The organism is Streptomyces sp. NPDC058741 (genome assembly GCF_042746715.1).
In the GTDB taxonomy this organism is placed as follows: Bacteria; Actinomycetota; Actinomycetes; order Streptomycetales; family Streptomycetaceae; genus Streptomyces.
This window is the reverse complement of record NZ_JBHYQH010000038.1, coordinates 1-21,739: the sequence shown is the minus strand read 5'-3', so window position 1 is coordinate 21,739 and position 21,739 is coordinate 1. Positions and strand designations below refer to the sequence as shown.

General features: G+C 74.5%; 19 protein-coding genes and 4 pseudogenes. 11 read left to right on the top strand and 12 right to left on the bottom strand.

The genetic code is table 11. From position 1 onward, the window contains the following. Positions 1–85: 85 nt before the first annotated feature. From crcB (ACFW6P_RS25210) to crcB (ACFW6P_RS25200), 3 genes are read right to left on the bottom strand one after another with little or no spacing between them, the layout of a single operon-like run. A complete protein-coding gene (crcB, locus tag ACFW6P_RS25210) occupies positions 86–433 on the bottom strand; it encodes a fluoride efflux transporter CrcB (protein ID WP_386353510.1) in 348 nt (115 codons plus the stop codon). Continuing rightward, positions 430–810 (bottom strand): DUF190 domain-containing protein, encoded by a 381-nt coding sequence (locus ACFW6P_RS25205; protein ID WP_386353512.1) that lies wholly within the window; start codon positions 808–810, stop codon positions 430–432. Before ACFW6P_RS25205 ends, crcB (ACFW6P_RS25210) begins: the two co-directional genes overlap by 4 nt. A gap of 31 nt (positions 811–841) precedes the next feature. Continuing rightward, on the bottom strand, positions 842–1,300 hold the full coding sequence (gene crcB / locus ACFW6P_RS25200) for a fluoride efflux transporter CrcB (RefSeq protein ID WP_386353513.1): 459 nt from the start codon (positions 1,298–1,300) through the stop codon (positions 842–844). 951 nt (positions 1,301–2,251) lie between these two features. On the opposite strand from crcB (ACFW6P_RS25200), the gene ACFW6P_RS25195 reads away from it, so the two are divergent. The 3 genes and pseudogenes from ACFW6P_RS25195 (at position 2,252) to ACFW6P_RS25185 (ending at position 4,806) form a co-directional block, all read left to right on the top strand. Next, a complete protein-coding gene (locus tag ACFW6P_RS25195; protein ID WP_386353515.1) occupies positions 2,252–3,598 on the top strand; it encodes a cation:proton antiporter in 1,347 nt (448 codons plus the stop codon). 351 nt (positions 3,599–3,949) lie between these two features. Further along, a pseudogene (locus ACFW6P_RS25190) lies at positions 3,950–4,476 on the top strand (alanine racemase); the annotation flags it as partial. A gap of 102 nt (positions 4,477–4,578) precedes the next feature. Further along, positions 4,579–4,806 carry an alanine racemase gene (locus ACFW6P_RS25185; protein ID WP_386353546.1) on the top strand — a complete coding sequence of 76 codons (228 nt, stop codon included), beginning with the start codon at positions 4,579–4,581 and terminating at the stop codon, positions 4,804–4,806. Between the two features lie 60 nt (positions 4,807–4,866). Here the strand turns inward: ACFW6P_RS25185 and ACFW6P_RS25180 are convergent. Further along, positions 4,867–5,427 (bottom strand): annotated as a pseudogene (locus ACFW6P_RS25180) (tryptophan 7-halogenase); the annotation flags it as partial. A gap of 365 nt (positions 5,428–5,792) precedes the next feature. On the opposite strand from ACFW6P_RS25180, the gene ACFW6P_RS25175 reads away from it, so the two are divergent. Further along, positions 5,793–6,182 (top strand): MarR family winged helix-turn-helix transcriptional regulator, encoded by a 390-nt coding sequence (locus ACFW6P_RS25175; protein ID WP_386353517.1) that lies wholly within the window; start codon positions 5,793–5,795, stop codon positions 6,180–6,182. 31 nt (positions 6,183–6,213) lie between these two features. On the opposite strand, the gene ACFW6P_RS25170 is transcribed toward ACFW6P_RS25175, so the two are convergent. The 3 genes and pseudogenes from ACFW6P_RS25170 to ACFW6P_RS25160 form a co-directional block, all read right to left on the bottom strand. After that, positions 6,214–6,615 carry an SseB family protein gene (locus ACFW6P_RS25170; RefSeq protein WP_386353519.1) on the bottom strand — a complete coding sequence of 134 codons (402 nt, stop codon included), beginning with the start codon at positions 6,613–6,615 and terminating at the stop codon, positions 6,214–6,216. Between the two features lie 584 nt (positions 6,616–7,199). Then, on the bottom strand, positions 7,200–9,164 hold the full coding sequence (locus tag ACFW6P_RS25165) for a heavy metal translocating P-type ATPase (RefSeq protein ID WP_386353521.1): 1,965 nt from the start codon (positions 9,162–9,164) through the stop codon (positions 7,200–7,202). Positions 9,165–9,309: 145 nt separating this feature from the next. Beyond that, positions 9,310–9,594: pseudogene (locus ACFW6P_RS25160) on the bottom strand (aminotransferase class III-fold pyridoxal phosphate-dependent enzyme); the annotation flags it as partial. Positions 9,595–9,671: 77 nt separating this feature from the next. Here ACFW6P_RS25160 and ACFW6P_RS25155 point away from each other — a divergent pair. Then, positions 9,672–10,390 (top strand): annotated as a pseudogene (locus tag ACFW6P_RS25155) (PucR family transcriptional regulator ligand-binding domain-containing protein); the annotation flags it as partial. A 37-nt stretch (positions 10,391–10,427) separates the two neighbouring features. Here the strand turns inward: ACFW6P_RS25155 and paaE are convergent. The 5 genes from paaE to paaA are packed head-to-tail and all read right to left on the bottom strand — an operon-like array spanning position 10,428 to position 14,166. After that, positions 10,428–11,543, bottom strand: coding sequence for a 1,2-phenylacetyl-CoA epoxidase subunit PaaE (paaE, locus tag ACFW6P_RS25150; RefSeq protein WP_386353523.1), 1,116 nt, complete (start codon positions 11,541–11,543; stop codon positions 10,428–10,430). After that, a complete protein-coding gene (gene paaD, locus ACFW6P_RS25145) occupies positions 11,543–12,058 on the bottom strand; it encodes a 1,2-phenylacetyl-CoA epoxidase subunit PaaD (RefSeq protein WP_386353525.1) in 516 nt (171 codons plus the stop codon). The genes paaE and paaD overlap by 1 nt, the downstream gene beginning before the upstream one ends. Next, entirely contained in the window at positions 12,052–12,879 is an 828-nt protein-coding gene (gene paaC, locus ACFW6P_RS25140) for a 1,2-phenylacetyl-CoA epoxidase subunit PaaC (RefSeq protein ID WP_386353527.1), read from the bottom strand. The genes paaD and paaC overlap by 7 nt, the downstream gene beginning before the upstream one ends. A gap of 10 nt (positions 12,880–12,889) precedes the next feature. After that, positions 12,890–13,183, bottom strand: coding sequence for a 1,2-phenylacetyl-CoA epoxidase subunit PaaB (gene paaB / locus ACFW6P_RS25135; protein WP_386353529.1), 294 nt, complete (start codon positions 13,181–13,183; stop codon positions 12,890–12,892). Beyond that, on the bottom strand, positions 13,180–14,166 hold the full coding sequence (paaA, locus tag ACFW6P_RS25130; protein ID WP_386353531.1) for a 1,2-phenylacetyl-CoA epoxidase subunit PaaA: 987 nt from the start codon (positions 14,164–14,166) through the stop codon (positions 13,180–13,182). Before paaA ends, paaB begins: the two co-directional genes overlap by 4 nt. 211 nt (positions 14,167–14,377) lie before the next feature. On the opposite strand from paaA, the gene paaI reads away from it, so the two are divergent. The 6 genes from paaI to hypF all read left to right on the top strand — a co-directional run bounded on the left by paaI (position 14,378) and on the right by hypF (position 21,657). Further along, positions 14,378–14,761, top strand: coding sequence for a hydroxyphenylacetyl-CoA thioesterase PaaI (paaI, locus tag ACFW6P_RS25125; protein WP_386353548.1), 384 nt, complete (start codon positions 14,378–14,380; stop codon positions 14,759–14,761). Next, complete coding sequence (gene paaK / locus ACFW6P_RS25120) at positions 14,758–16,113, top strand: phenylacetate--CoA ligase PaaK (protein ID WP_386353533.1); 1,356 nt, start codon at positions 14,758–14,760, stop codon at positions 16,111–16,113. The genes paaI and paaK overlap by 4 nt, the downstream gene beginning before the upstream one ends. A 123-nt stretch (positions 16,114–16,236) precedes the next feature. After that, positions 16,237–17,982, top strand: coding sequence for a hydrogenase maturation protein (locus ACFW6P_RS25115; RefSeq protein WP_386353535.1), 1,746 nt, complete (start codon positions 16,237–16,239; stop codon positions 17,980–17,982). Next, positions 17,979–18,566 (top strand): hydrogenase maturation protease, encoded by a 588-nt coding sequence (locus tag ACFW6P_RS25110; RefSeq protein ID WP_386424867.1) that lies wholly within the window; start codon positions 17,979–17,981, stop codon positions 18,564–18,566. The genes ACFW6P_RS25115 and ACFW6P_RS25110 overlap by 4 nt, the downstream gene beginning before the upstream one ends. 38 nt (positions 18,567–18,604) lie before the next feature. Next, positions 18,605–19,342: a hydrogenase nickel incorporation protein HypB gene (gene hypB, locus ACFW6P_RS25105; RefSeq protein ID WP_386353538.1), complete on the top strand. Its 738-nt coding sequence runs from the start codon at positions 18,605–18,607 to the stop codon at positions 19,340–19,342. After that, positions 19,339–21,657 carry a carbamoyltransferase HypF gene (gene hypF, locus ACFW6P_RS25100; RefSeq protein ID WP_386353539.1) on the top strand — a complete coding sequence of 773 codons (2,319 nt, stop codon included), beginning with the start codon at positions 19,339–19,341 and terminating at the stop codon, positions 21,655–21,657. Before hypB ends, hypF begins: the two co-directional genes overlap by 4 nt. Positions 21,658–21,739: the final 82 nt, after the last annotated feature.

Below are 21,739 nucleotides of genomic sequence, written 5' to 3'. Positions count from 1 at the left end.
TTCCGCTCGGGGCCGGGAGCGGACGGCACGGTCCTACGGCCCGCGGGCGAGTGCGTTTCCCACCGAAGCGGCCTTCCCGCACTCCTCACAGGCCCGCGAGCGCCGCCCCCGCGACGGCCGCCGTCAGTCCGGCCACCACGCTCGCCAGCACGTTGACGGCGGCGTGGAGACGGGCCCCGGTCTCCGCCAGTCGCAGCGTCTCGTAGGAGAACGTCGAGTACGTCGTCAGGGCCCCGCACAGGCCGGTGCCGAGCAGGAGCTGCAGGTGGGTGGTGGCGCCGGTGAGCAGGCCGAGGATCAGACAGCCGGTGACGTTCACCGTGAGGGTGCCCCAGGGGAAGACCGAGTCGTGCCGGGTCTGGACCGCGCGGTCGGTGAGGTAGCGGAGCGGGGCGCCGACCATCGCTCCGCCGATGACCAGCAGCCAGTTCACCACGACCTCTTGCCCTTCCCGTCCGTTCCACCGGGGGCTTCGCCGCGGCCGGAGTACCGGATGACCTCGCAGTCGTCGAGCGTCACCAGTCCCTCGGTGACGAGTTCGTCGAGTTGCGGCAGGAAGGCGCGGACGCGGGGCTCGGTGTCGACGACGACCACGGCGACCGGGAGGTCCTCGCTGAGGGACAGCAGCCGCGCGGTGTGGATCAGGGAGGACGCCCCGAAGCCCTCGATGCCGCGGAAGACGCTGGCTCCCGCGAGGCCCGCCGCGTGCGCGCGGTGGACGATCTCGGAGTACAGGGGCCTGTGGTGCCAGGTGTCGCTCTCGCCGACGTAGACGGTCAGGCGCAGCGCCCTGCCGGTCAGCCTCGTCATCGCTGCCTCCGTGGGCTGTTCCTCGTCCCGGTCATGGCCGCCTCCTCCTCAGGAGGACGCGGCGGGTCGCCACGGCCGCGAGCCACACGGACGCGAGGGCCGCGAGCGGGGTCACCGCGAGGCAGGCCAGTCCGGCGCCGGTGTGACCGTGGTCGAGCAGGTTCCGGGTGTCGACCGCGTACGTCGAGAAGGTGGTGAACCCGCCGAGCACGCCGGTGCCGAAGAAGGGGCGGACGAGCGGGTGGGCGGTCCGGACCTCGGTGACGACCACCAGGAACACACCGATGACCGCACAGCCCACGACGTTCACCAGGAAGGTCGCCCAGGGGAAACCGCCCGCGGCCGTGGGCCACCCCAGGGACGCCGCGTAGCGGGCCGTGGCCCCCGCTCCCCCGCCGAGCGACACCACGGCGACCACGGGCGCCTGCCCGCGCCAGGAGGCCCGGCGCGGTGCAGGGGCCCGCACGCGGAGATCGTCGGGGGCTGCCATGGTGGTACCACTCCTACTCGCCGGGGCCCGGCGTCGTGCGGGCGTGTGCCGTCGCAAGGAGGGACCGTCGGCGGCACCGGTGCCGCGGTTCGGGTGCGGCGGGCCCCACCGCCGCGCCGCGGGGCCGTCGCCCGCGGCCGGGCTTCAGGCTAACCCGTGGGGGCGAGTGCACGCGCCGTGGCCATCGCGGGGCGGGCGGCTCGTCTCCCGTCCGGCTCCCGCTCCCGGAGGCGGCAAAGCACCATTTCCTCAGTCCGCCTCGCACACGCCGGTGACCATGCGGCAGACCGAGTGGGGGCGGGCGGGGTGGTGGACCACCCGGCCGTCGTCGTCGAAGACCGGGCGGCGAGTGTGCGCACCGGGCCACCTGCCAGCCCTTCTCGAACATCCGCGCGATCTCGACGATCCGTACGTCGTCGCGGTGGTAGCGCACCCGGCCCCCGGACCGGCTGGTGCGCCACATGCCGGTGGCCTCGAGCAGCCGGAGGTGGGTCTCGGCGACCGGGCGGGGGACGGAGAACCGCGCGACGACGGCCTCCGCCGTGACGCCGTCGGGGCCGGGTTCCCTCAGCCAGGCCAGGATGCGCAGCCGCGTCTGGTCCGTGGGTGTCCTCAGCATGTCGTGCCCCTGCCCCGCGGCGCCGTCCTCTTCGCCGCGTCCTCCCGCTGTCCCGCACCGCGTGCGGCCGTGTCCCGCCACCCGGCATCTGTGACCGATACCGCACCGCCCCGCGGCGCGGAGGACGTCCCCACGCGCACACCGTGCCGTTCGTGCGGTCGGGCGGTGCAGGTGCACGGCCGTGGAAGCCGAGTCCCCGTTCCGGTGCCCCGGTCGGGCCTTCCGCCCCCTCGTCGTGACGCCCACCCTGGGGCGGGGTCGTCGGTGCCGTCCCTGAGCGCCCGGATACCGGCGGGCCGACGTCGTCCCCGCCTCAAGTGAGGAACTCGTTCATGGTCCTCGTGACCTCGGCCATCGACGCGGTGGCGCCGTTGCCCGCAAGGACACTGCTGCTGTTCCTGCTGCAGACGGGGGTCCTGCTCGCGCTCGTGCTGGGCGGTCTGGCCCGGCGGACGGGGCTGCCGGGCATCGTGGGTGAACTGGCGGCCGGCGTCGTCCTCGGGCCCTCCCTCCTGGGGCTTCTGGCTCCCGGGGTGTCCGCCTGGCTGCTGCCCCGGGACGCCGCGCAGATGCACCTGCTGGACGCCGTGGGCCAGCTCGGCGTGCTCCTCCTGGTCGGGTTCACCGGCATGCACGTCGATCCCGGGCTGGTGCGCCGGCACGGCAGGACGGCGGCCGGCATCAGCGCCGGCGCGCTGCTGATTCCCCTGGCCCTCGGTCTGGGTCTGGGGCCGGCCCTGCCCGACCGGCTCAAGCCCACGGCCGTCAGCGGCGAGGCCTTCGCCCTATTCGTGGGCGTCACCCTGTGCGTCAGCTCGATCCCCGTCGTCGGCCGGATCCTGAGTGACATGAACCTGACGCATCGCACGGTCGGCCAGCTGATCCTCGTGGTCGCCACCGTCGACGACACGGTGGGGTGGCTGCTCGTCTCCATCGTCACGGCGTTCGCCACGACCGGCGTCGTTGCGCAGGACGTCGCCACCTCGGTCTGGCACCTGTGCGTGGTCCTCCTGGTCACCCTCACCGTCGGCCGCTGGGCCGTCCGGTGGATCATGCGCCGTGCGGGTCGTTCCGCCTCTTCCGGCGCTCCCGTCACGGCGGCCGTGGTGCTTCTGGTGCTGGCCGGCGCGGGCACCCAGGCCCTCGGGTTCGAGGCACTGCTCGGGGCCTTCCTGTGCGGCATCCTCATCGGTTCCTCTCCCGCCGACCAGGTCCGGCTCCTGAAACCGCTCGACACCACGGTGCTGTCCTTCCTGTCCCCGCTGTTCTTCGCGCTGGCGGGACTGCGGATCGACCTCGGGGCGCTGGCCCACCCCACGACAGCGCAGTGGGCCCTGATCGCCCTCGGGACCGCCGTGATCGGCAAGTTCCTCGGCGCTCTCGTCGGCAACGTGTGGGGAACGCTCAGCCTTCCGGAGGCCGTGGCGGTCGGCGCCGGCATCAACGCCCGGGGAGTCGTGCAGATCGTGATCGCGGTCATCGGCATGCGCCTCGGGCTGCTCAACCCGGCCATGTACAGCATCGTCGTGCTGATCGCCGTCATCACTCCCGCCATGGCACCGCTCATCCTGAAAGCCGCCATGAAGCGGGTCGAGCAGACGGAGGAGGAGACGGCGCACGAACGGCGCGACCTCTCCCTCCGGTCCGACACGGACACCAGCACCCACGGCCGTGCCTGAGCAGGCGGTCCGGCGCTCCGGGCAGCCGAGCGGGCCTCGTGGCAGTCGGCGCCCGCGGTCCGGTGCGCGCTCGTCGCGTGGCACCGGGCGTCTGGGAAAGGTCCCCCTGCCGTGCGCGAGGGCGCGCCGACGCCGACGGCCGTGCCGCCCGCCCGGCTCCCGGCGTCGCGTCAGGCCGGCCGCCCGATCGGGCAGGGCGAGCGACCGCCCGGACCGGTCTGCCGGCGCCGGACGGCGCGTCCTAGGGTGCCGCGCGTGAGCGACGAACCAGCTGCGTGCGCCCGCGTCGGCCTCGACGCCGTCCGCCACAACACGGCGCGGCTGCGCCGCCGGGCGGGCCACGCCGAGGTGATGGCCGTGGTCAAGGCCGACGGCTACGGTCACGGGGCCGTGCCGGTCGCCAGGGCCGCCCTCGCCGCGGGAGCCACCTGGCTGGGCACGGCCACCATCGAAGAGGCGCTGCGGCTGCGCGCGGCCGGGATCGAGGCGCCCGTACTCTCCTGGCTCAACGGTCCCGGCGCCGCGTGGGAGCCCGCCATCGCCGGTGGAGTCGACCTGTCGGCGGGCGACACGGGCCTCCTGGCGGAGCTGCGGCGGGCCGCGGCGCGCCCGCCCGTGTCCACCTCAAGGCGGACACCGGCCTGGGGCGCGGCGGATGCCCGCTCTCCGAGTGGCCCGAGCTGGTCGACGCGGCGCTCAGGGGCGAGGCGGACGGCACGCTCCGCGTGGTCGGACTGTGGACCCACCTGGGGGCGTCGGACCACCCCCGTGAACCGCACGGCGTCGCCCAGCTCACGCTGTTCCGGGACGCCGTGCGGTTCGCCGAACGGGCCGGGGTCCGCGACGCCGTACGTCACGCGGCCAACTCCGCGGCCACGCTGGCGCTGCCGGACGCCCGGTTCGATCTGGTGGGTCCGGGCATCGCCCTCTACGGGCTCTGGCCGGACGAGCCGCTGACCGCCGACGACCTGCGTCCGGCGATGACCCTGCGGGCCCGGCTGGCCCAGGTGAAACGGGTGCCCCCCGGGCAGGGCGTCTCCTACGGCCACACCTACCGGACGGCGCGAGGCGGTCGTCTGGCGGTGGTGCCGCTGGGCTACGCCGACGGAGTCCCCCGGGCGGCGGGCGACACCGTGCCGGTGTGGGTGTCGGGCACCCGGCACCGCATCGCCGGGCGGGTGTGCATAGACACTGCCGTCGGAGGGTAGCCGCGACTCCCACAGCCGCATCCTGTCGGCCATGCCGTCGGGCAGCGGGCGTTCCTCGGTGGCCTTCCAGTACGGTGTGTCGCTGCGGGTGGCCGCCTTGTGGTGCAGCGCCAGGAACTCGCGGACGCCGTCCAGGCAGCGGGCGACGCTCTCGTTGTAGCCTCGCGAGGACGCCGCGTCGCCGGCTCGGTCGGGCCAATGCCTGACCAGTTGCTCGATGCCGTGCTGGATGAAGAAGATGCCGGTCGACTCCAGCGGCTCGACGAACCCGCTGGACAGGCCGATCGCGACGCAGTTGCGCACCCAGGAACGGCGGTTGCGGCCGATGCGCATCCGGATGTGGTTCGCCTCGGCGTCCGCCGCCCGCGGGCCGACGAACGCCCGGAGGTCCGCTTCCGCCTCCTCCGGTGTGCAGAACTCCGACGCGTAGACGTAGCCGGTGCCGACGCGCCCGAACAGGGGAATGGTCCAGATCCACCCCGCGTCTCGCGCGGTGGCCGTGGTGTACGGCGCCATGCCGTCCCGTTCCAGGTCGGCCGGCACCCTCAGTGCCACCGCGCGGTCGGTGGGCAGGACGTCCGCCGACGCCCTCACGAGCCCCTGGAGCGAGCTGCTCGACATCGGCGATGCCACGGCGTACGACTCGCAGACCGCATACGTGCTGCCCGTGCACGGTACGGACGCCTCCACGTACCTCTGTTCCGCTCGGTGGTCTCCCGAAGGTCGACGGTCCTCAGGAGGGGACCGTCGAAGCCGGGCCTGAAACCCTCGGCGAGGCGGTCGTAGGCGACGCGCATGGTGTCTGCCGTCCCCCTGGGGCGGGTGCCGTCGTCGGGCTGGCCGCGGTACCGGAGGCCCGGCCCCGGCCGGGACAGCCAGACCGCCCGCGGCGCGTTCCCGGTGAGCAGCTCGGTGCCGAACGTGGACGCGGTGTTCGTCGCTCCATGCACGGTCATCGAACCCGGCTCCGGTGTTACCGTTCCCCTATGGCGGCGAGAACGGCTGGTGAGCGGCTCGAGGAGCGGTGGCGGGACATCCTGTCAGCGCACGCGCGCACGATGTGCGAGATCGACCGGGCGCTGCATCCGCACGGTCTCGGCGCGTCCGACTTCGAGGTCCTGGACCTGCTCGCGACCGCCGCGCCGGAGGAGGGGGAGCAGTGCCGGGTGCAGAACCTGGTCGGCCGGGTGCACCTGAGCCAGAGCGCGCTGTCGCGGCTGATCGCCCGGCTGGAGAAGGACGGGCTGGTGACGCGCGCGGTGTGCGAGGAGGACCGGCGCGGAGTGTGGGTCGGGCTGAGCGCCAAGGGCCGTGACCTGCACGCCGAGGTGCTGCCGCTGCAGCGGGCCGCACTGGCCCGGACCCTGGGCGCTTGAGGCGGCCCGGGCCCGGTTCTGGTCGATCGCCCTACGGGCGCGCCAGCAGGGTGCGGACTCCCTCCGAGGTGAGCGTCAGACGATGTTCCGAGCTGCCGTCGATGGTGAGCGACAGGTCGTCGGCCGGCCACTGTGCGGCCAGGGCGCCGAGCGGCACCAGACGGTAGCGCGACACGAACGGAAGCAGCCCGGCCATCTCCACCTCGGAGGTGAACACGGGCACGACCGGCTCGCCGCCCGGCTGTTCCAGCACGGGCAGCGCCACCGCCGAGGGGTTGGCGGCGTCGGCGTCGTTCGCGTCGTCGGGCACGGGGATGAGCACGTCGCTGTCGGCGAGCGCGTCCAGAGCCGCCGCGTCCTCGGTGTTCTCGACGAGGACGTCCAGAGCCCGCTGGGCGGGCGTGGGGGTGGGTTCGTTTGCGGGTGTCTCCATGGCAGATTCCCTGGTAGCGGCGGTCTTGCGGCCGGCCCGGCACATGGGTCGCCCCGGGCACGGTCCTGCTCGCGTACCCGATCGGGCACGGCACAATCCTGGTGGATCTTGCCGGTTGCGGGATCAGCATGGTCCTCCCCGGCCGGGGAGGACCCACGAGGAGCACAGTCACGGAATGGGGAAGCACCTGGGTCCCGGAGTGCCTGGTCCCGGAGTACCGGCACAGGTCGCGCCGTTCCTGGCCGTGCCCCGGGTACCCGCGCCCGCTTCGTGGTCTCCCGTTCTGGACCGGGGCGCTGGTCCCGGAGTACCGGCACAGGTCGCGCCGTTCCTGGCCGTGCCCCGGGTACCCGCGCCCGCTTCGTGGTCTCCCGTTCTGGACCGGGGCGACCCATCGGCGGGCGGCTCGGGATCGGCTTCGGCCTCCACCCGCGGACCGGCCGGGAGCCGGCCATGGCCGTCTGCATCCGCGGCAGACCGGCAGCGGTTCCGCCACCGGCCGGTCTGCCGCGGATGCAGCGCGCCGGACGGTGGCCGCCTCCGGGCCCCGGTCGCCACCGGTGCGCGTTTGCGGTGCGCCGGCCTCAGCCGCTGGCTGCGACGGCCCGCCGCCACGCCGTCTCCCGCAGCAGCCGCAGCCCGTTCAGCCCGACGAGGACCGTGGAGCCCTCGTGGCCCGCGACGCCCAGCGGCAGCGGGAGATCGCCCGCGAGGTCCCAGACGACGAGGCCCGCGATGAAGACACCGGCGACGACGAGGTTCTGCACGACGAGCCGGCGGGCGCGGCGGGAGAGGGCGACGGTGGCGGGGACGGCGGCGAGTTGGTCGCGGACGATCACCGCGTCGGCCGTCTCCAGCGCGAGGTCGGAGCCCGCCCGGCCCATGGCGACCCCGGTGTGGGCGGCGGCCAGGGCGGGCGCGTCGTTGACGCCGTCCCCGACGACCAGCACCCTGCGGCCGGCGCTCTCCCACTCGCGCACGGCCTTCAGCTTGTCCTGCGGCAGCAGCCCGGCGCGCACGTCGCCGATGCCGGCCTCGGCGGCGAGGCGGGCGGCGGCCCGATGGCTGTCGCCGGTGAGGAGCACCGGGGCGGAGCCGGTGAGGGCGGTGAGCGCGGTGACGGTGGCGGCCGCGTCGGGGCGCAGCCGGTCGGCGATTCCGAGCAGCCCGGCGGGGACGCCGTCGACGACGACGAGGACGGCGGTACGGCCGGACTCCTGGAGCTCCGCGACGGTGCCGAGGGCGTCGTCCGTGAGCCGGGCCGGGTCGCCCACCGCCACCGTGCGGCCCGCGACGACGGCTTCCACCCCCACTCCGGGCGCGGAGGTGAAGCGGCCCGCGTCGGGCAGGTCGAGACCGCGCTCGCCGGCGGCGTCCACGACGGCCCGGGCCAGGGGGTGCTCGCTGGGCCGCTCGGCCGCCGCCGCCAGGGTCAGCAACTCCCCTTCGTCCAGGCCGGATCCGGGCAGCGGCCGGACGTCGGTGACGCGCGGGCTGCCCTCGGTGAGGGTGCCGGTCTTGTCGAGCGCGACCGCGTCCACCTGGCCGAGCCGCTCCATCACCACGGCCGACTTCACCAGCACGCCGTGCCGTCCGGCGTTGGCGATGGCCGACAGCAGGGGCGGCATGGTGGCCAGCACGACCGCGCACGGTGAGGCCACGATCATGAACGTCATGGCCCGCAGCAGCGCCTCGTTGAGCTGCTCACCGAAGGCGAGGGGCACAAGGAAGACGGCCAGGGTCGCCGCCACCATGCCCAGGGAGTAGCGCTGCTCGACCTTCTCGATGAACAGCTGGGTGGGCGCCTTGGTCTCGGACGCCTCCCGCACCATGCGGACGATCCGGGCGATCACCGAGTCCGACGCGTCGCGTGCGACCCGGACGCGCAGGGCACCGGTGCCGTTGAGGGTGCCCGCGAAGACCTCGTCGCCCCGCTGCTTCGGCACGGGCAGCGGTTCACCGGTGATCGTCGCCTGGTCCACCTCGCTCGACCCGTCCAGCACGTGGCCGTCGGCTCCGACGCGTTCCCCGGGGCGCACCAGGACGGTGTCGCCGACCGTCAGGGCCTCGACGGGCACGGTCCGTTCGCCGCCGTCCGGGGCGAGCCGGGTGGCGGTGGCGGGAGCGAGGTCGAGCAGGCCGCGCACGGAGTCGGCGGTACGGGCCGTGGCCAGTGCCTCCAGCGCGCCGGAGGTGGCGAAGATGACGATGAGCAGCGCGCCGTCCATCACCTGCCCGATGGCCGCCGCGCCCAGGGCGGCGACGACCATCAGCAGGTCGACGTCGAGGGTGCGCTCCTTCAGCGCCTTCAGCCCCTCCCAGCCCGGCTCCCAGCCTCCCGTGGCGTACGACAGGGCGTACAGCGGGCCCCAGGCCCAGGCGGGGGCGCCGGTGAGCTGGAGGGGCAGCGCGAGCAGGAAGAAGGCGGTGGCAGCGGCGGCCCAGCGTGCCTCGGGCAGGGCGAGGACCCGGGTGCGCCGCCGGGGCGCAGGCCCGGTGCGGGAGGGCCGGGCCCGGTCGACCTGCCGCGGCGTGAGGGTGGAGGTCATCGGGGGTCCTTCTGGTGAGGGCGCGGGGGCGCCCCCACCATACAGGAACACATGAAGACTCATTCATTCCTTCATGTGTGGTGGGAACCGTCTCACCGCACGGGCACCGCGAGGTACTGGTACTCCAGGAACTCGTCGATCCCGCGACGGCGGCGCGCTGGACGCGCGCGGCCGTCTCGGGGTCGGGGCTGCCGTCCTCGTGGACGAACTCGCTGGCGAGCATCAGGCCGAGGCCGCGGACGTCGCCGATGCCCGGGGTGCGGTCGGCCACCGCCTGCAGGCCCTGGCGCAGCCGCTCGCCCATGGCCTCGGCGTTCTCGACGAGCCTCTCCGCGCGGATGACGTCCAGCGTCGCGCAGGTGGCGGCGCAGGCGACGGCGCCGGCGCCGTAGGTGCCGCCCTGCGAGCCTGGCCAGGCCCTGCTCATCAGTGTCAACCGCGGTCCCCCTCACGCCCCGTCCGCCCGTGCGCGGCGGCTATCGCGAGGGCGGACGCCGCCTTGCCGGGGTGAGCGGGCGGGCAGACACCGGGGACGCACACACCCCGCCGGGAGGCCGGGACTCCGCCCGGGCCGGTCGCGCACCCACCGTCGCCGACGTCCTCGCCCTGCCCGTCCTGGCCGCCGGCCGGCCGCAGGTCGCCACGGGTCCGGCCCGGCTGGAGCGGCCGGTGCGCTGGGTGCACGTCACCGAGCTGACGGACCCGGCGTCCTTCCTGAAGGGCGGCGAGCTCGTCCTGACCACGGGCATGCCCCTGCCGGAGGACGCCGCCGGTGTCCGCCGGTACGTCGAGGAGCTCACGGAGGAGGTGGGGGCCGCCGCCCTGGTCATCGAGCTGGTACGGCGCTACCACCGCCCGCCCGACGCCTTGGTGCAGGCCTGCCGCGCACGGGACCTCCCCCTGGTCACGCTCGCGCGGGACGTCAACTTCCTGGAGGTCACCCAGGTCGCCCACGCCCTGATCCTCGGCCACCAGGCGGAGGCGATACGCCGGACCCAGCGGATCCACGAGGCGTTCACGGCGCTGACGCTGCGGGGCGCGGGAGCGGAGGAGGTGGTGCGCGCCGCGGCGGGGATGAGGGGGCGCACGGTCGTGCTGGAGACCTGGCGCACCAGGCGCTGATCTGCGAGCCGTCGGGCGGCACGGTCGAGGAGGCGCTGGGCGACTGGGAGCGGCGGTCCCTGGCCGCCGGGCCCGCGGACCACCCGGGGGCGGCCGGACCGGAGGGCGCGGCGGACCCCGGGGGCCGGCCCGCCGGGGCCGTCAGGTGTCGAAGTCCACCGTCAGCGTCTCCGACACCGGGAACGACTGGCAGGTGAGGACGTAGCCCGCGTCCACCTCCGCCGGTTCGAGGGCGAAGTTGCGGCGCATGTCGGCCTTGCCGTCGGTGACCAGGGCGCGGCAGGTGCCGCAGACGCCGCCCTTGCAGGCGAAGGGCAGGTCGGGGCGGGTCTGCTGGGCGCCCTCGAGGATGCTGCGGTCGCGGGGCAGGGCGGACGTGGTGGAGCGGCCGTCGAGGGTGACGGTGACCTGGCTGACCGGGCCGGACGGGCCGGTCTCGGTGTGGCGGACCTCGCGGACGGGTTCGTCGTCGGCGTAGAACAGCTCCTGGTGGACGCGGTCGGCGGGGACGCCGAGGCCGGTGAGGACCTGCTGGGCGGCGCGGACCATGCCGTGCGGGCCGCAGAGCCACCAGTGGTCGGCGGACTCCACGTCGACCAGCGCGTCGACGAGCGCGGAGAGCCGCTCGGCGTCGAGGCGGCCGGAGAGCACCTCGGCCTCGCGGGGCTCCCGGGAGAGGACGTGGGCGAGCTGGAAGCGCGTCGGGTGGAGGTCCTTCAGGTCGGCCAGCTCGTCGGCGAACATCACGGTGCCGGTACGGCGGTTGCCGTAGAGGAGGGTGACGCGCGAGCGGGGGTCGGCGGCCAGGACGGACTCGGCGATGGACACCATGGGCGTGATGCCGGAACCGGCCGCGATCAGCACGTGGTGGCCGGGGGTGCTGAGGTCGGGGGTGAAGGCGCCGGTCGGGGCCATCACCTCGACGGTGTCGCCGGGGCGCAGCTCGTGCACCAGCCAGGAGGAGAACAGGCCGCCCGGTACGACGCGGACGCCGATGCGGGGCGCCGCGCCGGCGGGGGCGCAGATCGAGTAGGAGCGGCGCTCGTCGCGGCCGTCGATCTCGCGCCGGAGCGTGAGGGACTGGCCGGGGGCGAAGGCGAACTCCTCGGCGAGCCCGTCCGGGACGTGGAAGCCGACGGCCGCCGCGTCCTCGCACAGCGGCTGCACGGCGGCGACCCGCAGGGCGTGGAAGACCGGGCGTCGGCGGGCACGGGCGCGGGCCGCCGGGGCGGGGGCCGGCTCGATCAGGTCCTCCATCAGATCTCCTTGACGTACTCGAACGGCTCGCGGCAGGCGCGGCAGCGCCACAGGGCCTTGCAGGCCGTGGCGGCGAAGCGGGAGGTCTCCTCGGTGTCGGCGCTGCCGCAGCGGGGGCACGCCACCGAGCGGCGGGTCGGCGACAGCACCAGCGGGACGGGGCCCGCGGAGCGCGCGGGTGCGGCGCCCGGCGGGGCGATGCCGTGCTCGGCGAGCTTGCGGCGGCCGTCCGCCGTGATCCAGTCGCTGCTCCACGGCGGGTCGAGCACGGTGCGGATCTCCACGCGCCCGTACCCGGCGTCGCGCAGCCGGGCGGCCACACCGGCGCGCATCTCGGCCATGGCGGGGCAGCCCGAGTAGGTCGGGGTGAGGCTCGCGACCACCGTGCCGTCCGGCTCCAGGGACACCTCGCGCAGCACGCCGAGGTCGGCCAGGGTGAGCATGGGCAGTTCGGGGTCGGGCACCTGCCCGGCGATCCGCCGGGCCCGCCGGGCGTCCAGGAGCGTCGTCACCATGTCGCCTCCGGGTGCGCGCGGGCCACGCTCTGCAACTCGGCCAGCAGCGGGGCGAGATGCCCGGTGTGCTCGCCGGAGCGGCCCGAGCCGGGCAGCGGCCGGTAGACCGGCATCGGCAGCCCGGCCGCCTCGGTGACCTGGCGCAGCACGGCGACGACCTCGTCGCGGACGTCGCAGGCCGTGAACAGCTCGCCAAGGTAGGGGCCGGCCTGCTCCAGCGCCCGGCGCGTCCGGCGGTGCGACTCCTCGGTGCCGTCGCCGAGGCGCACGGCCCACTCGGCGGCGTACTGACGGTGGTAGGCCAGTTCCTTGACGCCCTTGGCGGCGACGGCGGAGAGGACCGGGTCGCGGTGGGCGGTGAGCCGCTCGAAGTGCGCCAGGCGCCAGGTGGAGAACACCAGCAGCCGCACGATCGAGAACGCGAAGTCGCCGTTGGGGAGTTCAGCCAGGCGGACGTTGCGGAAGTCGCCGGGGTCGCGGAAGTAGGCGAAGGCGTCCTCGTCGCGGCCGGTGCCGTCGGCCTGGCCCGCGCGGGAGTACAGCAGGCGGGCCTGGCCGAGCAGGTCGAGCCCGATGTTGGCCAGCGCCACCTCCTCCTCCAGCTCGGGGGCGCGGGTGGTCCACTCGGCGAGCCGCTGGGAGGAGACCAGGGCGTCGTCGGCCAGGGTGACGCAGAGGTCCGTCAGTTCACCGGCGTCGACGTCGTCCGGCACGGTGGTGTCGACACCGTGCAGGGGGTCCTCGAAGCCGGTGCCGTAGGCCCAGCGGGTGTCGTCCTCGTGGCCCTCGGCGAGGGTCAGGTAGACGTGGTCGTCACTCATGCCCTCTCCTTCAGATGTGCGGGACGTCGGCGGGGATGTCGTAGAAGGTCGGGTGCCGGTAGACCTTGTCGGCGCTGGGCGCGAAGAACGGGTCCTTCTCGTCGCGGGTGGAGGCGGCGATGTGCTCGGAGCGGACCACCCAGATGCTCACGCCCTCGTTGCGCCGGGTGTACAGGTCGCGGGCGTGGGTGAGCGCCATGCGGTCGTCGGCGGCGTGCAGCGAGCCCACGTGGACGTGGTTCAGGCCGCGCTTGCCCCGTACGAACACCTCGTACAGCGGCCAGTCCTGCTTCTCGGCGGTCATGCCACCGCTCCCTTCCGCGTGCGGGCGGCCTGCTTGGCCGCGTGGGCGGTGGCCGCCTCACGCACCCAGGCGCCCTCCTCGTGGGCCGTACGGCGCCGTGCCGTCCGCTGCTCGTTGCACGGGCCGTCGCCCTTGATGACCCGCATCAGCTCGTCCCAGTCGGGGGTGCCGAAGTCGTGGTGGCCCCGCTCCTCGTTCCAGCGCAGCTCCGGGTCGGGGAGCGTCACGCCGAGCTTCTCGGCCTGCGGGACGGTCATGTCGACGAAGCGCTGACGCAGTTCGTCGTTGCTGTGCCGCTTGATCTTCCACGCCATGGACCGCGCGGAGTTGGGCGAGGCGTCGTCGGGCGGGCCGAACATCATCAGCGACGGCCACCACCAGCGGTTCACGGCGTCCCGCACCATCTCGCGCTGCTCCGGGGTGCCGCGCATCATCGTCATCAGCAGCTCGTAGCCCTGCCGCTGGTGGAAGGACTCCTCCTTGCAGATCCGCACCATCGCGCGCGCGTAGGGGCCGTAGGAGGACCGGCACAGCGGCACCTGGTTGCAGATCGCGGCGCCGTCCACGAACCAGCCGATCACGCCGACGTCGGCGAAGCTCAGTGTCGGGTAGTTGAAGATCGACGAGTACTTCTGGCGGCCCTCGATCAGCCGCTCGGTCAGGTCGGCGCGGTCGGCGCCCAGGGTCTCCGCCGCCGAGTACAGGTACAGCCCGTGTCCGGCCTCGTCCTGGACCTTCGCGAAGAGGATGGCCTTGCGGCGCAGCGACGGGGCGCGGGTGATCCACTCGCCCTCCGGCTGCATGCCGATGATCTCCGAGTGCGCGTGCTGCGCGATCTGCCGGATCAGTGTCTTCCGGTAGCCCTCCGGCATCCAGTCCCGCGGCTCGATGCGCTGGTCGCGCGCGATCGTCGCGTCGAAGTGCTGCTGGAGAACCGGCTCGGTGCCGTCCGCCCCCGGGGGGCTGGAGTGTGTCGTGTCCATCCGTCCCACTTCCCAACCGACCATTCGTTCGGTACATGGTAGGACAAGCCGGCGCGCCTTGGTAAGCCCCTTCGGCCACTCCCCGGCCCTTGACAGGCGCCGGAGCGGCTTGATTACTTGGCGGAACCGAAGCTAACCGAATGTTCGGTCGGGCTACGAGGTGGTGGGAGCAGTGACCCATGCCGCTGACGCGACGACGGCCGCCGAGGCGATGTTCGCCGCGGACGAGGCCTCCCGGGGGCTCGGGATCGAGCTGCTGGAGCAGGGCGGGGGGACGGCCGTGCTCCGGATGACCGTGACCCGGTCGATGGTGAACGGGCACGGGATCGCCCACGGCGGCTACGTGTTCCTGCTGGCCGACAGCGCCTTCACCTGCGACAGCCGCGGCCCGGTGACCGTCGCGGCCGGCGCCGCCATCACGTTCGTGGCCCCGGCGCGCGAGGGCGACGTCCTCGAGGCGCGCGCCGAGGAGCGCACCCGGTTCGGCCGCAGCGGCCTCTACGACGTGAGCGTCCGGCGCGGCGACGAGGTGATAGCCGAGTTCCGGGGCCTCAGCGACAGCATCAGGAGCACGACGTCCGAGGAGACGGGATGACGAGCGGGACGACGGCCCCCCGGGGCACGGGCGCGGCCGGACAGCGGCGGGGCGAGCCCCTCCCCGAGGCGCTGCTGGACGACGCGGAGCGCCTGACCCGCGATCAGTTGCGCGCACTGCAGCTCGACCGCCTGCGCGCGAGCCTGCGCCACGCCTACGAGAACGTGGCGGCCTACCGCGAGAAGTTCGACGCGGCGGGGGTGACGCCCGAGGACTGCCGCTCCCTGGAGGACCTGGCCCGCTTCCCCTTCACCACCAAGGCCGACCTCAGGGACCACTACCCCTTCGGCATGTTCGCCGTCCCCATGGACCGGGTGCGCCGCGTCCACGCCTCCAGCGGCACCACCGGCCGCCCCACGGTCGTCGGCTACACGGAGAACGACCTGTCGATGTGGTCCGACCTGGTCGCCCGCTCCATCCGCGCGGCCGGCGGGCGCCCGGGACACAAGGTGCACGTCTCCTACGGCTACGGCCTGTTCACCGGCGGCCTCGGCGCGCACTACGGCGCCGAGCGGGCCGGCTGTCTGGTGATCCCGGCCTCCGGGGGCATGACGGCCCGCCAGGTGCAGATCATCCAGGACTTCCGGCCCGAGATCATCATGATCACCCCGTCCTACATGCTCACCCTGCTCGACGAGTTCCAGCGGCAGGGCGTCGACCCGCGCGGCAGCGGTCTGCGGGTGGGCATCTTCGGCGCCGAGCCCTGGACGGAGGAGATGCGCCGCGAGATCGAGGAGCGGACGGGCATCCACGCCGTCGACCTATACGGCCTGTCCGAGGTGATCGGCCCGGGGGTGGCCCAGGAGTGCGTGGAGACCAAGGACGGGCTGCACGTGTGGGAGGACCACTTCTGCCCCGAGGTCGTCGACCCGATCACGGGCGAGGTGCTGCCCGAGGGAGAGGAGGGCGAGCTGGTCTTCACGTCCCTCACCAAGGAGGCGCTGCCGATCGTCCGCTACCGCACCCGCGACCTGACCCGGCTGCTGCCCGGCACGGCCCGGCCCGCGTTCCGCCGCATCCGGAAGATCACCGGCCGCTGCGACGACATGATCATCCTGCGCGGGGTGAACGTCTTCCCCAGCCAGGTCGAGGAGATCGTGCTGCGCACGCCCGGTGTCGCCCCCCACTTCCAGATCCAGCTCACCCGGCGCGGCCGGCTGGACCACATGACCGTGCGCGTCGAGAGCCGCCCCGGCACCGGACCGGAGCAGCGGGACACCGCCGCCGGGGCGATCGTGAAGGGCATCAAGGACGGCATCGGCGTCTCCGCCGACGTCACCGTCGTCGCGCCGGAGACCCTGGAGCGCTCCCTCGGCAAGCTGCGCCGGGTGAAGGACCTGCGCGAGGCGTGATCCGCTCGGCCCCCGTGCCCGCGGGGCGGCCGCCCGGCAGCAGTAGGCCAGCAAGCGGAAGCGGGCGGCGAAACGCCGTGATGTCCTTCGCGGCCTCCCCCCGACGGGCGACCATGCCGTGTCATGGACATCTTGCTCGTCGCCAGCGCGTTCAACAGCCTGTCCCAGCGTGTCTACGCCGAACTGTCCGACGAGGGCCACCGCGTCGACGTCGTCCTCGCCTCGCACGGCACCGACGCGGTCCGGGCCGCCGTCCACGAGGTGCGTCCGGAGCTGATCGTCGCCCCGATGCTGAAGTCGGCCCTGCCGCAGGACGTCTGGCAGGAGCACACCTGCCTGATCGTGCACCCGGGGCCACCCGGCGACCGCGGCCCGTCCTCGCTGGACTGGGCGATCGCCGAGGAGGCGTCCGAGTGGGGCGTGACGGTGCTGCAGGCCGAGGCGGCGATGGACGCGGGCGACGTGTGGGCCGACGGCTCCTTCCCGGTGCCCGCGGCCGGCAAGAGCGACGTGTACCGCAACGAGCTGTCCGACGCCGCCGCGGCCGCCGTGCTGCAGGCGGTTCGGCGCTACGCCGAGGGATCCTTCAAACCGCGGCCGCAGAGCGACCCCGGGATCCGCGTGGTGTGGCGCGACCTCCTCCGGCAGGAGCAGCGGCGGATCGACTGGGAGCACGACGACACGGACACGGTGCTGGGCAAGCTGCGCGGGGCCGACTCGCAGCCCGGGGTCCTGGACGAGCTCTGCGGCCGGGAGGTGTTCCTGCACGGCGGGCACCGCGAGGACCGCCTGCGCGGAGAGCCCGGGGAACTGCTCGCCACCCGGTCCGGCGCGCTGTGCCGGGCCACGCGGGACGGCGCGGTGTGGATCCCTGAACTGCGCCCCCGCAGGAGCTCCGGCGACCCGGCCCCGTTCCGCCGCCCGGCGGCCTCGGTCCTCGCGGGTTTCCCGGTGCCGCCCGACTCCGGCCCGGGCATGCCGAGTTCGAGTGAGCGCCCGCACTGGCTCCCGGAGATCGCCGCCCCCCTGGAACTGCCCCCGGACCGCACCACCTGGACCGACATCCGCTACCGGCAGCGCGGCTCCCTCGGCTTCCTGGCGTTCTCGTTCCCCGGCGGGGCGATGAGCACCACCCACTGCCGCAGGCTGCTCGCCGCCTACCGGTACGCGCTCACCCGTCCCACCTCCGTCCTGGTGCTCGGCGGCTGCCGCGACTTCTTCTCCAACGGCATCCACCTCAACGTCATCGAGGCGGCGGCCGACCCTGCCGAGGAGTCCTGGGCCAACCTCAACGCCATGAACGACCTGGTGGAGGCGGTCCTGCGCACCACGGACCGGCTCGTGGTGGCGGCCCTGGGCGGCAACGCGGCGGCCGGCGGCGTGATGCTCGCCCTGGCCGCCGACGAGATCTGGTGCCGGGCGGGCGCCGTCCTCAACCCTCACTACCGGAACATGGGCCTGTACGGGTCGGAGTACTGGACGTACACGCTGCCGCGCCGCGTCGGGGCCGAGACGGCCGAACGGCTGACGTCCCGGGCACTGCCGGTCAGCGCCGCGTCCGCCGCGCGCATCGGCCTGGTGGACCACGTGGTGCCGGTCCCGGCCGGGCGGTTCACCGCCGAGACGGAGGAACTGGCCGCCGCGCTCGCCGGCGACCCGGACCTGCCCCGCCGGATCAACACCAAGGCCGGGGCGCGGCGCTCGGACGAGGAGCGGCGGCCCCTCGCCGAGTACCGGCGGGAGGAACTCGCCCGGATGCGCGCGGTGTTCTTCGACCCCCAGGCGTCGTACCACGCCCTGCGGTCGGCCTTCGTCCGCAAGCTCCCGCACGGCTCCGCCCGGCCGCTGACCACCGGAGACGCGCGGTGAGCGCGCGGCTGCTGGTGGCGGGCGTCGGCAACATCTTCCTCGCGGACGACGCCTTCGGCCCCGAGGTGATCCGCGCCCTGGAGCGGCGCCCCCTGCCGCCCGGGGTGCGCGTACGGGACTTCGGCATCCGCGGCATGGACCTGGCGTACGCGCTGCTGGACGGCTACGACACGGCCGTCCTGGTCGACGCGGCCGTACGCGGGCACGAGCCGGGCACCCTGTCGCTGATCGAGCCCGAACTGCCCGGCGGCACCGGCGCGGCCGCGCCCCCCGAGGCGCACGGCATGGACCCGGCCAAGGTCCTCGCGCTGGCCGCCCACCTGGGCGACGAGCCGCTCCCCCGCGTCCTGGTCCTCGCCTGCGAGCCCGAGCTGCGGGCACCCGCCGGCGAGGACATCGCCCCGGGCGTCAGCGCGACCGTACGGGAGGCGGTCGGGCGGGCGGTCACCGCGCTGCACACCCTCGTGCCGGTGCTGCTCGACGACCCCGCGGCCACGCCCCCGTTGAGCCGCCCGGACGAATCCGCCGCCCTGTCCCCGGCCGGGCTGCCGGGGACGCCGGGCGGCGGCGCTGAGGATGGCTGACGGACCGGTTTCCCCACCCACCGCGAGGAGCGGCGCCCATGTGCGATTCCGTGGAAGAGGTCACTCAGGCCGTCCTGGCCAGGAACGACCATCTGGCCGCGGGCCTGCGCGAGGAGCTGGCCCGTCGCTCGATGAGCGTGATCAACCTGCTGTCCAGCCCCGGCAGCGGCAAGACGGAACTGCTCGGGCGGGTGCTGGCCAGGGCGGTGCAGCGGGGCCTTCCGGTGGCCGCGCTCACCGCCGACCTGGCCACCGAGAACGACGCCGACCGGCTGGCCCGTTCCGGGGCCCCGGTGAAGCAGCTGCTGACCGACGGGCTGTGCCACCTGGAAGCCCGGCAGCTGCGCGGCCATCTGGAGAGCTGGCTGCCCGACGGGACCTCGCTGTTGTTCGTGGAGAACGTCGGCAACCTCGTCTGCCCCGCGTCCTACGACCTCGGCGAGAGCCTGCGGATCGTGCTGATGGCGGTGACGGAGGGCGAGGACAAGCCGCTGAAGTACCCCACGGCCTTCGGCTCCGCCCATCTGGTGGTGCTCACCAAGACGGACCTGGCCGGACCGGCCGGCTTCGACGAGACCGCGTTCACGGCCCATGTCCAGCGGGTCAACCCCGGGGTGGAGGTGGTGCGGTCCTGCGCCCGCACCGGAGCCGGGGTCGACGCGCTGCTGGAGCGCGTCCTCGCCGTACGGGACGGGGCCCCGGCGCACCGGCCGCCGCTGACGCCCCGGCCGCACACGCACACCCACGAGGGCGCCGCAGCCGGCCTCGTCCCGTGACCGCGCCCGCCACCCGGGCGGTACGCCGCCGCGTCCTGGTGCGCGGCACCGTGCAGGGCGTGGGCTTCCGGCCCTTCGTGCACCGCCTGGCCACCGGCCTCGCCCTCACGGGCTTCGTGAGCAACACGGCGAGCGGTGTCCTCATCGAGGTCGAGGGACCGCCGGAAGCCGTCGCCGACTTCTGTGACCAGGTGAGCTCCCAGGCCCCGCCACTGGCCGCCGTCACCGGCGTCGGCTTCGAGGACCTGCCCGCCACCGGTACGGGCGGCGCCTTCGCGATCCGCTCCACCGACCGCTCCCCGGGCCGCACCCACCTCCCGCCCGACACGGCGACCTGCGCCGACTGCCTGCGGGAGCTCGCGGATCCGGCCGACCGCCGGCACCGGCACCCCTTCGTCACCTGCACGCACTGCGGCCCCCGCTTCACCATCGCCACCGGCATGCCCTACGACCGGGCCGTCACGACCATGAGCGGCTTCCCGATGTGCGCCGACTGCGCCGGGGAGTACGGCGACCCCCTCGACCGGCGTTTCCACGCCCAGCCCGTCGCCTGTCCCGGCTGCGGACCCCGGCTGCGCCTGGTGCCCGCCTCCGGCAGCGGTGTGCGGCCCGCGCGGGACGAGGCGGCCCTGGCGGCGGCCCGGGAGCTGCTGGCCGGCGGGCGGATCGTGGCCGTCAAGGGCCTGGGCGGCTACCACCTGGCGTGCGACGCCACCGACGCGCGGGCCGTCGACACCCTGCGCGGGCGCAAGGCCCGCGGCGGCAAACCGTTCGCGGTGATGGCCGCGGACCTCGACGCCGTACGGCGGATCGCCGAGCCGTCCGCCGCCGAGGAGGCCGCCCTCACCGGCCCCCGGCGCCCCATCGTCCTGCTGCGCCGCCGCACGCGGGCGACGCACCTGGCGCCCGGCGTCTGCCCCGGCAGCCCGCACCTCGGCGTCATGCTCCCCTACACGCCCGTGCACGCCCTGCTGTTCGGCCTGCCCGGCGACCCGCCCGGCCCCCGCCTGCTCGTCATGACCAGCGGCAACCGCTCCGGCGAGCCCATCGTCACCGACGACGACGAGGCACTGACCCGGCTGGCCGGACTCGCCGACGCCTGGCTCGCCCACGACCGACCCATCGCCTCGCCCTGCGACGACTCCCTGCTGCGGGTCCGGCCCGACGGCACCGAGCAGGTGCTGCGCCGCTCCCGGGGGTACGTGCCGCGGCCGCTGCGCCTGCCGGTGCCGGTGCGGCCCGCGCTGGCGGTGGGCGGCGACCTGAAGAACGCCCTGTGCCTCGGCGAGGGCGACCAGGCCTGGTTCGGCCCGCACATCGGCGACATGGGCGATCTGGCCACCCTGGAGTCGGCCCGCCGCGCGGAGGCGCACCTGCGGTGCCTGACCGGCGTGAGCCCCCGGCTCGTGGCCGCCGACCGGCACCCCGGATACCACTCGGCGCGGTGGGCCGCCCGGCTGGCCGGGCACGCCCCGGTGCGGGTCCAGCACCATCACGCGCACATCGCCTCCGCGATGGCCGAGCACGGCCTCGACGGCCGGACGCCGGTGATCGGTGTCGCCTTCGACGGCACGGGCTACGGCGACGACGGCACCGTCTGGGGCGGCGAGATCCTCCTCACCGACTACACCGGCTTCCGGCGCTGCGCCCGCCTCTCCCCCGCCCCGCTGCCCGGCGGGGACGCCGGCGTGGCCAACCCGTGCCGGCTGGCCCTGGCCCGGCTGTGGGCCGCGGGCCTGCCGTGGGATCCGGACCTGCCCTGCGTGAGCGCCTGCGCGCCCGACGAACGGGCCGTTCTGGGGCGGCAGCTGTCGAGCGGTCTGGCCTGTGTGGCGACCTCCAGCATGGGGCGGCTCTTCGACGCCGTGTCGTCCCTCGTGGGCGTCTGCCACCGGGCGGGATACGAGGCCCAGGCCGCGCTGGAACTGGAGGCCGCGGCCGCGGCCTCCTGGGACGCCGACCCCTCGGCCTACGCCTTCGCCGCCGGCCTCGACCCGGCACCCGTGCTGCGCGCGCTGGTGGCCGATCTGCGACGGGGCGTCCCGGCACCCGTGCTGGCCGCCCGCTTCCACCGCGGCGTCGCGCGGGCCGTCGCCTCGGTCTGCCGGCGGGCACGTCAGGAGACCGGACTGGCCACCGTCGCGCTCAGCGGCGGGGTGTTCGCCAACGCCCTGCTGGAGGAGGAGTGCGCGCGGCTGCTGACCGAGGACGGCTTCGCGGTGCTGCGCCACGGCGAAGTCCCGCCCAACGACGGCGGGCTGGCCCTCGGCCAGCTGGTGGTCGCGGCGCACCTACGACAGGAGGAGTCTCAATGACGAAGTCAAGCCGCCTGCGCGACCGGCAGCTCGGGGGTGAACACCCTGTTGTCGCGCAAGAGGGCCCACAGAACGCTCGCCC